10 protein-coding genes are annotated in these 14,553 nt (G+C 44.2%); 5 read left to right on the top strand and 5 right to left on the bottom strand.

What is annotated here, in order from left to right; genetic code table 11:
• The first annotated feature begins 37 nt into the window (after positions 1-37).
• Both OH461_RS16260 and OH461_RS16255 read left to right on the top strand, forming a co-directional pair.
• On the top strand, positions 38-1,732 hold the full coding sequence (locus tag OH461_RS16260; RefSeq protein WP_270021625.1) for an ABC transporter ATP-binding protein/permease: 1,695 nt from the start codon (positions 38-40) through the stop codon (positions 1,730-1,732).
• A gap of 2 nt (positions 1,733-1,734) precedes the next feature.
• On the top strand, positions 1,735-4,569 hold the full coding sequence (locus tag OH461_RS16255; RefSeq protein ID WP_270021624.1) for a M16 family metallopeptidase: 2,835 nt from the start codon (positions 1,735-1,737) through the stop codon (positions 4,567-4,569).
• An 86-nt stretch (positions 4,570-4,655) separates the two neighbouring features.
• Here the strand turns inward: OH461_RS16255 and glmS are convergent, their stop codons facing one another.
• The gene (gene glmS / locus OH461_RS16250; RefSeq protein ID WP_270021623.1) at positions 4,656-6,488 is read right to left on the bottom strand and encodes a glutamine--fructose-6-phosphate transaminase (isomerizing); all 1,833 of its coding nucleotides are present in this window, start codon (positions 6,486-6,488) and stop codon (positions 4,656-4,658) included.
• Positions 6,489-6,545: 57 nt separating this feature from the next.
• Positions 6,546-7,307 carry a DeoR/GlpR family DNA-binding transcription regulator gene (locus OH461_RS16245; protein WP_270021622.1) on the bottom strand — a complete coding sequence of 254 codons (762 nt, stop codon included), beginning with the start codon at positions 7,305-7,307 and terminating at the stop codon, positions 6,546-6,548.
• A 471-nt stretch (positions 7,308-7,778) separates the two neighbouring features.
• Here OH461_RS16245 and pykF point away from each other — a divergent pair, with 471 nt between their 5' ends.
• Positions 7,779-9,191, top strand: coding sequence for a pyruvate kinase PykF (gene pykF, locus OH461_RS16240; RefSeq protein ID WP_270021621.1), 1,413 nt, complete (start codon positions 7,779-7,781; stop codon positions 9,189-9,191).
• Positions 9,192-9,362: 171 nt separating this feature from the next.
• Positions 9,363-10,025 (top strand): GntR family transcriptional regulator, encoded by a 663-nt coding sequence (locus OH461_RS16235; RefSeq protein ID WP_270021620.1) that lies wholly within the window; start codon positions 9,363-9,365, stop codon positions 10,023-10,025.
• Between the two features lie 44 nt (positions 10,026-10,069).
• On the opposite strand, the gene OH461_RS16230 is transcribed toward OH461_RS16235, so the two are convergent.
• The 3 genes from OH461_RS16230 to OH461_RS16220 form a co-directional block, all read right to left on the bottom strand.
• Entirely contained in the window at positions 10,070-11,962 is a 1,893-nt protein-coding gene (locus OH461_RS16230; RefSeq protein WP_270021619.1) for a sensor domain-containing diguanylate cyclase, read from the bottom strand.
• Between the two features lie 138 nt (positions 11,963-12,100).
• On the bottom strand, positions 12,101-12,796 hold the full coding sequence (locus OH461_RS16225; RefSeq protein WP_270021618.1) for an oxidative stress defense protein: 696 nt from the start codon (positions 12,794-12,796) through the stop codon (positions 12,101-12,103).
• A 97-nt stretch (positions 12,797-12,893) separates the two neighbouring features.
• Positions 12,894-13,790 (bottom strand): LysR family transcriptional regulator ArgP, encoded by an 897-nt coding sequence (locus tag OH461_RS16220; RefSeq protein ID WP_270021617.1) that lies wholly within the window; start codon positions 13,788-13,790, stop codon positions 12,894-12,896.
• Between the two features lie 133 nt (positions 13,791-13,923).
• On the opposite strand from OH461_RS16220, the gene OH461_RS16215 reads away from it, so the two are divergent.
• Entirely contained in the window at positions 13,924-14,553 is a 630-nt protein-coding gene (locus tag OH461_RS16215) for a LysE/ArgO family amino acid transporter (RefSeq protein WP_270021616.1), read from the top strand.

Below are 14,553 nucleotides of genomic sequence, written 5' to 3'. Positions count from 1 at the left end.
CTCACTACGTTCAAACAACACTGAAGCAATAATAACTATGAAGCAACTCTCCCAATACTGGCGACTCGTAAAGCCATTTTGGCTTTCAAAGCAACGCTTGTCCTCACTCGGATTACTTATCGTCATTATCAGTATGACTTTCGGCTCAGTTTGGTTAAGCGTACAGTTCAACCAATGGAATGGTGATTTCTATAATGCCTTACAGCAATTAGACGGCAGCAAGATTTACGCTCTACTGGGGCAATTTGCCATATTGATCAGTGCCATGATCCTCGTTTCGGTATACAGCAGCTTTTTACAGAAAAAGTTATTAATTGACTGGCGCACATGGATGACCGAGCAACTTGCAAGTCGCTGGCTATCGGATCAACAGCACCACTACCACCTAAAGCTTGCTCAACAAGAGCCAGACAACCCAGATCAGCGTATTGCCGAAGATATCTATCTACTGATCGATCTCTCTTTGGACCTATTGCTGTCATTCTTACGTTCCGTTCTGACTCTTGGCTCATTCATTGCCATTCTATGGAACTTGTCTGGTGAAATGACGTTCAATATTGGCGGGGAAGAATGGCATATTCCGGGCTACATGGTTTGGACTTGTATTGGCTACACCATTCTTGGTACGGCAATTACACACTGGATCGGTAAGCCACTACAGCGACTCAACTTTAATCAACAAAAACGCGAAGCTGATTTCCGCTCCGCATTGATTGAACGACGTGAACACAGTGAAATGATCGCTGGTCAAAAAGGCGAATCCGTAGAACGAGCAGAGTTAAGCAACAGCTTCACCCATGTTGCTCACAACTGGTACAAGCTAATGGTCAAAGAGAGAAACCTAGGTTTCTTCACCGTTGGTTATTCACAAATTTCAGGAATTGCGCCGATCTTCTTTGCCTTGCCTCAGTTCCTGTCCGGAGCGATTCAACTTGGCGGTTTAATGCAAATCAGAATGGCCTTCAGGCAAGTCGCGGGATCGCTAAGTTGGTTTATTTACTCATACCGTGATCTGGCCAAGCTCAGTGCTACTGTCGAACGTTTGACAACCTTTATCGATAAGCTTGAGCAAATTTCTCCTTCTAACGCTCCTCAAAAGCCAACGGAAAATCTGGCGATAAACGCCAACTTAAGTTTGCTAAAGCGTAATCTAGAACCACTGTTTACTCTGGGTAATTTTCAGGTAAGCCAAGGCGAATTTACGATGATTAAAGGACGCTCTGGGTTAGGTAAATCGACATTATTAAGAACACTTAGTGGCTTTTGGCCTCACTACCAAGGCGAATATCAGCGTATCGACCATTTATGGATTCCGCAGAAACTGTACCTGACTACAACAAGCCTAAAATCACTTCTTTGCTACCCACAATCAGCAGACAAGTTCAGTGATGAACAGTGCCTAAACGTACTTGAACAAGTCGGCTTAGGCCAATTACGTTCCCAGCTTGATGTTAGCGAACCATGGTCAACTCGCCTTTCAGGTGGTGAACAGCAACGCCTGATGATCGCACGAGTGATCTTAAATCACCCGAGCTTAGTAATGCTTGATGAGACTACCTCATCACTTGATAAAGATGCCTCAATTTCTTTAGTGCAGACACTGCGCCAAACATTACCTAACACAGCCATCGTGATGGTAAGCCACCAAAGTGAACTTTGGCCGCTTGCAGATCAATTGATCGACCTTGATAAGCCCAGTCATGCCCTAACGCCAAGTTCTATGGAAGCCTAATTATGAAGATTCTAAAACCGACTTTAATCACTATTGCTATCGCAGCAACTATCGGCTTAGTTGGCTGCCAAACCACATCAGCCCCCACTACTAACGCTTTACAAACAACCCAATATCAGCCACTACCAGTGCGACAAGACATCTTCCAATATTGGTTAGACAATGGCATGCAAGTCATCCTGCAACCGAGGAAAATTCCAGGCGTAGAAATGCGTCTATTGGTGCACTCTGGCTCTCTTCAAGAAACCGACCAGCAGCGTGGCCTCGCCCACTTTGTTGAGCATATGGCATTCAAAGGCACGACCAACTTCCCAAATAGCCAAAGCTTTAAAACGCTAGAAGCACAAGGGATTAACCTAGGTTCGCATGTGAATGCAGTAACAAGCTACAACAGTACGACCTACAAATTATCTCTGCCCCATTCAAACCCAAAAACCACCCACCTTGGATTGAACATTTTGTCTGATTGGGCCAGTGAGATTAGCTTCAACCCAGAAGATTTCAACCGCGAGCGTGAAGTCATCGTTGAAGAGTGGCGCTTGAGGCAAGGTGTTGGTGCTCGTATTAACGAACAATTGGAATCACTACGTTATGAAGGCAGTCGACTGGCTGAGCGTAACGCCATCGGTACGATAGACGTAATTCGCAATGCACCTGTTGAAGAAGCCGTTGCTTACTACAAAAAATGGTACCAGCCGCAACGAATGACTTTAGTTGTATCTGGCATGTTCGACAACTTCGAAGTTCGTCGTTCAATTGAAACTCTATTTGCGAATAAGGCTAAAGGAGATACGCCTGCGGATCCGCTGCAATGGCAAGAGTTCACCTCACACTCAGAGCTAAAAACGGCAACCGTATTTGACCCAGAAAATAGCCGTCGTTTCATGCAGTTACTCCTGCAAAGGGATATAGACGTACCACTGAACACGGTTGAAGGACAATGGCAAGAAACCCTTGATACGCTTTGGTTATCAGTACTAAACCAACGCTTAGCGATTCTGGTCGCCAACGGGAAATTAAAGTCAGCGCAAGCAATTAATCAAAGCCATCTATTAAGCAAAACTCGACTGCAATATTTGATCGTCGCTCATCCATTTAATGATCAATACCAAGCGGCTTTTGAACAAGTATCGACTGAGCTACAGCGATTAGCTAAGCAACCTATCAGCGCTGAGGAGTTGGTGACGGCTAAAGAGCAAATGCACAGCAAAGTTGAACAACAAGCTAAATATCATGCTCGCTACGGCAATCAATATCTAGCAGACCAATTAGTACAAGCAGACAGCTATGATCTACCTATGATGGATAAGCCGCAGCAACTGGCTCTGACCGAGGCCTTCTTAGCTTCACTGACTGCGCAAGATATACAACAAGCGGTTGCGGCAAGACTTAACATCGCTTCACCAAAACTGGCCTTAGTGGGCCCAGATAGTGATGCTAAATCTGTCGACATCGATCAGTTCATCACGAAGTGGCAAGAGATTCGTCAGTCAGCGCCACCAGCATTCACGCTGACTGAACCCAAAATCTCAATTGATATTGAACCTGCGGCGAAAGGGAACATCATTTCTAGTGCTTCAATTGATTCATCTAACGATCAAGAGATTAACGAGTATCAACTTTCTAACGGCATGAAAGTCGTAGTGATGAGCCAAGAAGGATTAAAAGGCGGTACTCAAATAAACCTAAGACTAAAAGGTGGTCGCTCGCTCGAACCGGATAACGAATTAGGTGTTGTGGATTGGGCTGGTAAACTTGCTCAACAGTGTGGCTATGGCGATCTCACAGCCCATCAAGTGAATCAATGGAGTAAGCAGCATCAAGTGTTTGCCTCTCCATACAGTGAACTACTCCACCATGGATTCACGGCATCAGCGGAAACCGATCTGTTTGATCAAGCATTACGCTTATTGTATTTCAAACTAACCCAAGCGAATGCCTGCCAAGACAAATTAGCTAAAATGAAGAAAGCCACTTTGCAAGGGCTAACCAAGGTGCCTGCGGAACGTATTTTCATGGATCAAATCAGCCAATCAGCTTTTGAGCACAGCGAACGTTTAATTGCAGACAAAAACGGCCCATGGCAGCAGTTCACCGTTGAGCAACTCACTCAGTGGCGAGAGCGCCTATATAGCGACCCATCACAAATGATAACCACCATTGTGACCAATAGTGATAGCAAAACACTGCTGCCAAGTATTGAGAAGTGGTTGGGGGGTATTGAACCTAACGAACAACCTCAACTGAAAGCGGTGGATCGTGGCGTTCGTCCAATAGCGAAACAAGAAACTAAACGTTTTGATATTGGATCAAGCAACAAAGCCATGGTGCAAATTCAGTACAGTAATAGCCACGACTGGTCTCTCGAAGATCAAAGTGCATTGCAGCTATTAGAGCAAATTACCAACATGAGGCTGCGTGAAACCGTGCGCGTAAAAGCATCCGGTGTTTACGTGATTAATATGTCTCAAATGCTTGCGCGCGATCCTGCCCCTTACTATTTAGCAAGGTTGAACTTTACAACCGCTCCGCAGCGGGCTGAAGGTTTAGTAAAACTCGCCAATGCAGTTGTGCAGCATGTTCGTACGAACGGAGTTACACAGCAAGAGTTAAACCAAGCGAAAAAAGCGTGGCTAGTGAATCAAGAACAACAAGAGGTTTACAGTGACTATTGGTCTGCATCTCTTAGCCAAGATAGCTTTGGTGAGCAGCCGTACAAAAATACCTTAGAGGCGAAAGCCTATATTGAGGATGTAGAACTCAGCCATGTTAACCAACTGGCTGCATCTTTGTTAGGACAAAATCAAAAAACCTACTTACTGATGCCTAAGCAATAAATGCGGTTTAAAAGAGCATTGTTGTACTCCAAGTAAACAACAAAAAACCGAGGCAATGGCCTCGGTTTTCTCATTTATCACTTCGATTACTCAACCGTCACCGCTTTGGCTAGGTTGCGGGGTTGGTCTACGTCAGTCCCTTTGATAAGGGCAACGTAATAAGAGAGGAGCTGCATTGGCACTGTGTAGTAGATTGGCGCAGTCACTTCACTCACATGCGGCATGGTGATGATCTTCATCGTCTCATCCGCTTCAAAGTCTGCATCCGCATCGGCAAATACATACAGTAGACCACCACGGGCACGTACTTCTTCAATGTTTGATTTCAGCTTTTCTAGCAAGTCATTGCTTGGGGCGACCACTACGACTGGCATATCTGCGTCAATCAAGGCTAATGGACCATGCTTCAACTCTCCTGCCGCATACGCTTCAGCGTGAATGTAAGAGATTTCTTTTAACTTCAATGACGCTTCCATCGCAATTGGATAGAACTCACCACGCCCCAAGAACAATGTGTGGTGCTTATCAGCAAAGTCTTCGGCTAATGCTTCAATCTCTTTCTCAAATGCCAACGCTTGATTAATCTGATTTGGTAACGCATGCAGTGCTTCGACAATCTGTTTTTCTTTCTCTTGGCTAATGCGGTTTTGCTGTTTACCTAAAGCAGTCACAAGCATCAACAATGCAGACAGCTGTGTAGTAAACGCTTTCGTTGAAGCCACACCAATTTCTACACCGGCACGAGTCATAAATGCAAAGTCAGATTCACGAACTAAAGAAGAACCCGCGACGTTACAGATAGTCATAGCTGCCATGTAACCTTTCTCTTTTGCCAATCGCAGTGCTGCCAACGTATCGGCTGTTTCACCCGATTGAGAAAGCGTAATCAATAAGCTGTTAGGGCGAGTCACAAACTTGCGGTAGCGGAATTCAGAAGCGATTTCGACATCACAACTCACACCAGCAATATCTTCAAACCAATAGCGTGCGACCATACCCGCGTTATAAGACGTACCACATGCGACAATCTGTACGTGCTCAACGTTAGTTAAAATCTCTGCTGCGTTAACACCGATTGCTTCTGTCACGACAGAGTCCGCAGTGATACGGCCTTCCATTGTGTTGATCAAAGCCGTTGGTTGTTCATAGACTTCTTTTTGCATGAAATGACGATAGTTGCCCTTGTCACCTGCGTCATGTTCTGCGTTTGACTCAGCGATTTCGCGCTCAACACGCTCACCTGTCACATCATAGACCGTCACTTCACGGCGAGTAATTTCAGCCACATCACCCTCTTCAAGGTACATGAAGCGGCGAGTCACATTCAGCAGTGCAAGTTGGTCTGAGGCTAGGAAGTTTTCACCGACACCAAAACCAATCACAATCGGGCTACCAGAACGAGCAACAACAACACGTGAAGGATCATTACGATCCATAACAACTGTGCCATAGGCACCTTCAAGTTGCTTGGCTGTTTTTTGCAGTGCTTCTAAAAGAGTAGAAGATGAACGCAGTTCCCAAGCGACTAAGTGAGCAATCACTTCGGTGTCAGTCTCTGATTCAAAGACATAGCCACGCTCGCGCAGCGTTTCACGTAGCTCCTTATGGTTTTCAATTATACCGTTATGTACCACGGTAATGTCGCCAGAGATGTGTGGGTGAGCATTCGCTTCTGAAGGCTCGCCATGAGTTGCCCAGCGCGTATGAGCGATACCTGTACCACCCTCTACTTGAGCAGCATCAACAGCATCAGCCAACTCTTGGACTTTGCCAAGACGACGAACTCGAGTCAGATTAGATTGACTATCTACGACGGCAATCCCCGCCGAATCGTAACCACGATACTCAAGGCGTCGTAGCCCTTCTACCAAAATTTCAGCGACGTCACGCTGTGCTACTGCACCAACGATTCCACACATAATTCTCTCCAAATTGTCATTCCAGTGGGCAGCAAGCAAAGGCCCATAAAAGGAAGGTTAAGCTAACACCACCTTGATACCGTTCGATTCGATTTGTTGTCGGTATTCTGGTGATAAATCTTTGTTGGTGACTAAGATGTCGATGGCATCCCAGCTCAATTCTAGATTAGGGATTTTTCGAGCGATTTTTTCTGATTCGACCATCACTATCACTTCGCGGGATACTTCAGCCATCACTTTGCTCAAACCAACTAATTCATTAAACGTCGTGGTACCACGTTCTAAATCAACGCCGTCAGCACCAATAAACAATTGGTCAAAGTCGTAAGAGCGTAATACCGTCTCAGCAACTTGACCTTGGAATGACTCTGAATGGGCATCCCATGTACCGCCCGTCATGAGCAAATGTGGTTCGTTTTCTAACTCATTAAGCGCATTCGCGACATTCAACGAGTTGGTCATTACGACTAAACCACGCTTGGTATTTAACTGCTGAATCAGCGCGGCAGTGGTGCTGCCACTATCAACCACAATTCGGTTGTGGTCTCTGATCAACTTGGCAGCGGCTTCTGCCAACTCAACCTTACGAATCGAAACTTCTCCGTTAATTTCTTCACTGGTTACCTCAGAAGGTAGAGCAATTGCTCCGCCATATCGGCGTAATAATTGACCATTTTTCTCCAGCGAAGCGAGATCCTTTCTAATCGTTACTTCAGAAGTCTCAAACTGTTGCGAGAGTTCTTCAACACTGACTTCACCTTGTTGGTTTACAAGGTTTGATATTGCGTGTCTTCGTAGTTGAGTGTTTCGTTTCGACATTTAATTTTCAGCTTTAAGTTTCGATGTGAAAGCTATTATAGTCAAGTCGAAACTTTTAAGTCCATTTATTTCGATCCAAAAAATTAATAATTAGCGATAAAACCTTGTCCTAAGACAATTCTTAAGCAGTGATATTGAACTCATTCAGTGGTAGAATTCGCAGCCGAAAAGAAAATAAATTACAGAAAAGACCGTTATTTTTTTGCAACCTTGAGCGTCTAAAGTGGCATTTGTCACAGAAACACCGACGAGAAGGACGTCAAAATGGTCATAAAATGACTAAATTTGACAACAGACTTTCAGAACTGGAGCAGAACGCTAGGCGTGACTACACTGATAGATTGCAGGCACAAAATGCATAATCATCAGTAAAAGCTTCAGAGACAGGAGTGATGGCGAAACAACTCGCCACGGCTTCTGAACACAAACCGAGTTTCAAATTGTAACTATATTTACCGGAGAGTATCTTCCATGAAAAAGACCAAAATCGTATGTACGATTGGCCCTAAAACTGAATCTGTAGAGAAGCTAACTGAACTAGTAAACGCAGGCATGAACGTTATGCGTCTTAACTTCTCTCACGGTGACTACGAAGAGCACGGCACTCGTATCGCGAACTTCCGTCAAGTAATGGACACTGTAGGCAAGCAACTTGCTATCCTTCTTGATACTAAAGGTCCTGAAATCCGTACTATCAAACTAGAAAACGGCGACGACGTTGATCTAGTAGCTGGTCAAGAATTCACATTCACTACTGACACTTCAGTAGTGGGTAACAAAGAAACTGTAGCGGTAACTTACGCTGGTTTCGCTCAAGACCTAGAAGCTGGTAACACTATCCTAGTAGACGACGGTCTAATCGAGATGGAAGTTATCTCTACAACTGCTACTGAAGTTAAGTGTAAAGTTCTTAACAACGGTGCACTAGGCGAAAACAAAGGTGTTAACCTTCCTGGCGTTTCTGTTCAACTTCCAGCTCTATCTGAAAAAGATAAGAACGACCTTAAATTCGGTTGTGAGCAAGGCGTTGACTTCGTTGCTGCTTCTTTCATCCGTAAAGCATCTGACGTTAAAGAAATCCGTGAAATCCTAGACGCGAACGGCGGTAGCGACATTCACATCATCTCTAAGATCGAGAACCAAGAAGGTGTTGATAACTTCGACGAAATCCTAGAGCTTTCTGACGGCATCATGGTTGCTCGTGGTGACCTAGGTGTTGAAATCCCAGCTGAAGAAGTAATCTTCGCTCAGAAGATGATGATCGAGAAATGTAACCGTGCTCGTAAGATGGTTATCACAGCTACTCAAATGCTTGATTCTATGATCAACAACCCACGTCCAACTCGTGCAGAAGCGGGTGACGTTGCGAACGCAATCATGGACGGTACTGATGCTGTAATGCTTTCTGGTGAAACTGCGAAAGGTAAGTACCCAGTTGAAGCTGTAACTATCATGGCTCAAATCGCTAACCGTACAGACGGCGCGCTTAAAGCTGAACTAGGTTCTCGTCTAGACAGCCCACGCCTACGCATCACTGAAGCAGTATGTAAAGGTGCAGTAGACACAGCTGAGAAGCTAGCTGCTCCACTAATCATCGTTGCAACAGACGGTGGTAAATCTGCACGTTCAGTACGTAAGTACTTCCCAACTGCAAACATCATTGCTCTAACAACTAACAAGAAAACTGCTGCACAGCTAGTTCTAACTAAAGGTGTTCGCCCTGTTCTTGTTGATTCAATCGACAGCACTGATGCTTTCTACCAAATGGGTAAAGAGTACGCTCTAAACGCTAACTTTGGTAAGAAAGGTGACATCGTAGTAATGGTTTCTGGTGCACTAGTTGCTTCAGGTACAACGAACACTGCGTCTGTACACGTTCTATAAGATTCGAAATTAAAAATCGAATATATAAAAAAGAGGGCTTCGGCCCTCTTTTTTTATATATCTGCACTTGCCTCACTATTCAGTACGCTGTATTATCCACCAGATAGTATTACGTACCGTTAAAGTTTGAATGGTTATAACCAATTCAAACCACAAAATGAGGAAGCAGCAGTGTCTAGCCCAACGTTGACAGATAAAGTCGCACAAATGATTCGTAAGGACATTCTGACTGGTGAACTTCTACCGGGTCAAAAACTGGTCGTCGCAGATCTTAAGGATAAATACAATGTCGGTGCGTCCCCTATTCGTGAAGCTCTTGTCCAACTTTCTTGGAGCAAATACGTTGCTCTAGAACCACAGAAAGGCTGCTGGGTAGCGCCTGTATGTATTGAAGAATTAGCTGACTTATATGAAAGTTTACGTGTCGTTGCGAATGTTCTACTGAAAAAAGCGATCAACTCTGGAGACGAGAGCTGGGAACTCGATGTTCTAACATCTTTCCACAAGCTATCAAGAATGAAAGTGATTGATGGTGAATACGATTGGACAGAGTGGGAAGAGCGTCAGCAACAATTCCACGTATCACTACTGGAAGGTGCGAATTCTAAGCACATGTTTAGCTTCTTCAGCGACTTAATCAACCAAATTAAACGCTACCGCTACTACGCAATCATCAACGGTTTGGATGTCAGTGCATTTGATATCGATGAGTACGAAGCGATCATGAAGCTTGTTCTCGCGAAAGACAGCGAGCAAGCGGCAGACAAATTTGATAACCATCTAAACCGTTCAATGGAACAGATTCAACGTGTTATTGAAGAAACCAGCGCTTAACAACGTAATGAACCCATAAAAAATCGAGCCTAGGCTCGATTTTTTTATGCAATATCATCACTGCTATAACATATGGATACTCGATTTCGGCCATGAGCTTTGGACTCATACAAAGCAATGTCTGCACACTTATAACAACGTGTATTGTCGCCGGTTAAATCCGTCAAACCAATACTGATCGTTACTGGCACATCTTCAGACATTTCGACGATAATTCGTAAACGATTCAAGGCAATTTCCGCTTCAGCGACTGACGTTTGCGGCATGATCACAGCAAATTCTTCACCACCAATTCGAGCGATAAAATCAGTATCGCGCAATGAATCTACCATGATGGCACTGATTTGGCTGATCACTCTATCCCCTTCATCATGGCCAAGATCATCATTCACTCGCTTAAAGTAGTCGATATCAAGCAGTGCTAAGCATGACGGCAGAGCTTCAGGGTAGCGCTCTAGAACTCGAGCCGATTGTCTTAGTTCAATCTCAAACTTACGGCGATTCCAAAGCTGAGTCAGTTCATCTTTTTCACTCAAAATTCGGAGTCGATTCTCAAGCTCTTTGCGCTCACTGATATCAACCAATGAGGTAATGTAATAACTGACGCGCCCTACTTTGGATAACACTCGCTGCGTTCTCATCAAAGCGATCACTTGTGCTCTATCGTTTCTGATTGTGGCTAAGGTGACCTCGCCTTCCCACAATTCATCATTAGTGACCGTTTCAAAGATCTCTAACATGGTTTCAATGTGATCGTCGTCCATTAAAAGCTTGATGACGTTTTTCATCTTTAATTGCTCAGCGCTATAACCCGTCAGACGAGTAAACTCATCATTAATCATAATCGCGCGGTGATAACGATCGGAAATGAGCACAGCAGACATCCCGTTTAACGCAGCACGAGCTAATTGACTCTCGTTACTGCGATTACGGTAATACAATAGCGCCCAAGTTGCAGGCACTGCGAAAGCAAGCACTAAAATGAATACGAGTGAGGCTTCTTGTCTCAACGCTCGTAACTGCTCTGAAGAACGCTCGACCAATCTTTTTTGATCAAGAATCACGGTCAAATAAAGCGAAGTGTTTGGCATAAAGTGCATTTTTTTATAAGCGACAATACCGCCCTTCTCGACGACATAGCCAGACTCAGTATCACTGGTTGTCATCTCTTGCCATGCAACAGGATAATGATTGGCAATGTTGTATTCTTGGCGCTCAGGTAGGATATGACCAAAAAGATAATTAGAGTCTTCATTGGCTAAATAAAACCCGTCAGGGTTAATCAAAGTCGGACGAAAATCCTGGTCTGGTGAGTAATTCAGGCGGGAGGCCAAATACCAAACATCAACATTGAGCAGTAAATAGCCAAGCCTTTCCCCTTGAGAGCTCACTGGAGTCATCACTCTCAGTGCAGGAGTATATGGCTGAACGTGAGCCCCATTTTCCATCTCAAGATCAATACCCCACGAGCCTATCTGCTCATTTTCAAGTGTCTGAGCGTAAGCAAAGTAATCTCGTTGGGATTTATCTTGTAAAACCGTGGCAACGGTCGAAATAGAGTCTAATTGCGAATGATTGAGGCGGATCTTTTCAACACCACTCGTGTCCAAAAAACGAAGCTGACTATACCAATGCTGATTTTTAAGCACAGAGCGCCACATTTCTTCAACTACAACTTTATTTGATGCATTTGGATTGTTGGCATAGTCAAACAAACTGCGACTATGTGAAAGTAGTTCCGTCACGGAGATAAACTGACTACGTAAACTTTCATATTCACGTTCACTATAGATCAGCTGATGGATGGCATCTTTGCCAGTTTGTCGCACGATCTCGGACTTCACCTCGTAGTACTCTTGGACGTAGTACAGAGAAGCCAAAAAAAACAGTGTCAGCGTAGTACCGACTAAAGAAAAAAAAGTGTATTTTCGTTGCATGAGGCCACAGCAGGGATTTGCGTGGTGGGTATTATATACTCAAAAGTATGAAAAATATTCGTCTGATTGGCAGACGAATTTAAGAAAAACCAACTTCCATCGGAAATTTTGGTCGCCGAAGCGACCAAACATAATCAGTTAATCTTCCAATCGATAAATGACGTCAACTCGATCTCGAATCACTAATGTAGAATCTTGATAACCATTTGATTCGGCTTTCATATCCATACTCATTGCGCGCATTAACACCGGTTGAGTATTGTGGGAATTGTAATTGATCTGCCAAACACCAGAAATATCTTTGCCGAAACCTTCTGCCAATGATTTTGCTTTTTGCTCAGCATCTTTGATCGCCGCTAAACGCGCTTGCTCATGAAACTTAGCTTCATCTTTCACTTTCAAAGTGATGTTATCCACTTGATTGATACCAGAGCTTAAAGCCACATCCAACAACGGATTGAGCTTCTCTAACTCAACGACCGTTACGGTTACTGTGCGCGTCGCGCGGTAACCAACCAACTCTGGTTTGCCTTTCTTCGGATAATGATACTGAGGGGCAATATATAAATTAGTGCTAGAGATTTGTTCTGCTGAAACGCCGTTGTCTTTAAGCAACTGCAAGAAATCACCGACAACTTTATCTACTCCTTGCTTAGCTTGTTCAGCGGTCATGGTACTTTCGACCACTTTCACCGAGAACTCAGCCATGTCAGGCGTTGCGATTACTTCACCGTAACCTGATGTCGAAAGGTGGGGAAAATCCATAGTATTGGCTACTGCGCCAAAACTCATACCAGCAGAAAGTGCCAGTAATAGTGCAGATACCTTTTTCATACTGTAAACCTTATGAATGTAGTTGACCTTTACATCATAAGTTAATTACCTTTGACCACCAATTAACCACGATAAAACTGACACAATTTTAACCAAGTTAACTCGGTAAAATGGAGCGAGCATGATCAACAATTGCTTCAGAAATCGACTTTAACAATCCACTTTCTAACTGCCAATGGTGCCAATAAATACGCTGAGACAAAAAGAAATCAGGCGTGATATTAACCAGAGATCCCTCTTCCAATTCTTGTTCAATTTGCAGCCTTGGGATCAGGCAGTAAGCAACGCCACTTAATGCCAACTTCACAAACGCCTCAGAACTTCGCACCGTATGCTTAATAATGCTGCCTTTCGGTAAATTAAAGTGCTGATGAACAAAACGCTCATGCATGTCATCATGCTGATCGAAAGCCACCGCCGGCGCATGCTGCAAAGAGTCTCTATTTACGCCACCAGGAAAGTAACGTCGGCAAAAATCTGGGCTGGCGACACACAAGTAATCCACTCGGCCTAAATAGTCCGCATCGCAACCCGCAATAGGCTGATCCTCTAAGCTAATCGCCCCTGCAACTTCCCCTCTTCTAAGCCTTTCCAAGGTTCTGACTTCATCATCAACCGTTAGGTTTATCTCTACTCTGGTTTCTCTCATCAATTGCGTTAAGCTTGGCAGCAACCATGTCGCTAAGCTATCTGCGTTTGTTGCTAAAGAGACGCTCAATGGCTTACTACTCGCATCATTAGTAAGCTCAGGGACAAGCTCACTTTCGAGGATACGTACACGCCGATATAGACCGAGTAATTTTTTTCCCACAGGTGTTGGTCTAGGCGGATGTTCCCTTACTAAGGCCGGTTGGGCGAGAAACTTTTCTAGCTGTTTTAGCCTTTGCGATACCGCAGACTGAGAGATACATAGTTCATCTGCTGCGCGCTCAAAACTGCCCTGTTGAACAATACAATCTAATGCTTCTATCCATTTATAATCTAAGCCTCGCACTACCCGACTCCACTCTAAGCAACCACCATTAGTGATACTTATACTAGATTAAAATCATTAAATATACTTATTTAGAACTGAGCGTTATCTTGTCGCCCATAGTAGAGATTCAGTCACTTTGGAGAGAGAAACAGTGAGCTTTTGGGTGTTGTTACAAGGGTTTGGCTTAGGGGCTACCATGATCATTCCGATCGGAGCACAAAACGCATATGTACTTAATCAAGGAATTAAGCGCAATCACCATCTTACTACTGCAACGATTTGTAGTTTGTTAGATACCCTCTTTATCTCGTTAGGGATCTTTGGCGGCGGTGCCCTGCTGTCTCAAAGTGAATGGCTACTGACTTCTGTCACCCTTGGTGGTATCGCTTTTCTTTCTGTCTATGGCGCCCTATCACTCAAAAGTGCATTTCAATATAAACATTATGATGAAACGCAGCGAGAAGTCACGGCTCGCGGGAAACGCACTGTGATCTTAGGTGCATTAGCGGTTACGGTACTTAACCCACATTTGTATTTGGATACTGTGGTTATACTGGGCTCAATCGGCGGACAATTCGAAGGCCATGAGCGGTTATCATTCGCTATCGGGACTATTATGGCTTCTTTTGTATGGTTCTATTCGCTATCAATCGGCGCAGCAAAACTTGGCCCAACCTTGTCTAAACCCAAAGTAAAGCAAGGCATCGACATTGCGGTAGCACTAATGATGTTCACCATTGCAGGGCTACTCAGTAAAGAGCTTATTCATCAATATTGGTAA

The sequence above is a fragment of the Vibrio sp. LaRot3 genome, from assembly GCF_027587025.1.
GTDB lineage: Bacteria > Pseudomonadota > Gammaproteobacteria > Enterobacterales > Vibrionaceae > Vibrio.
The sequence above is the reverse complement of the archived record's forward strand: the minus strand, read 5'-3'. Positions and strand labels throughout refer to the sequence as shown.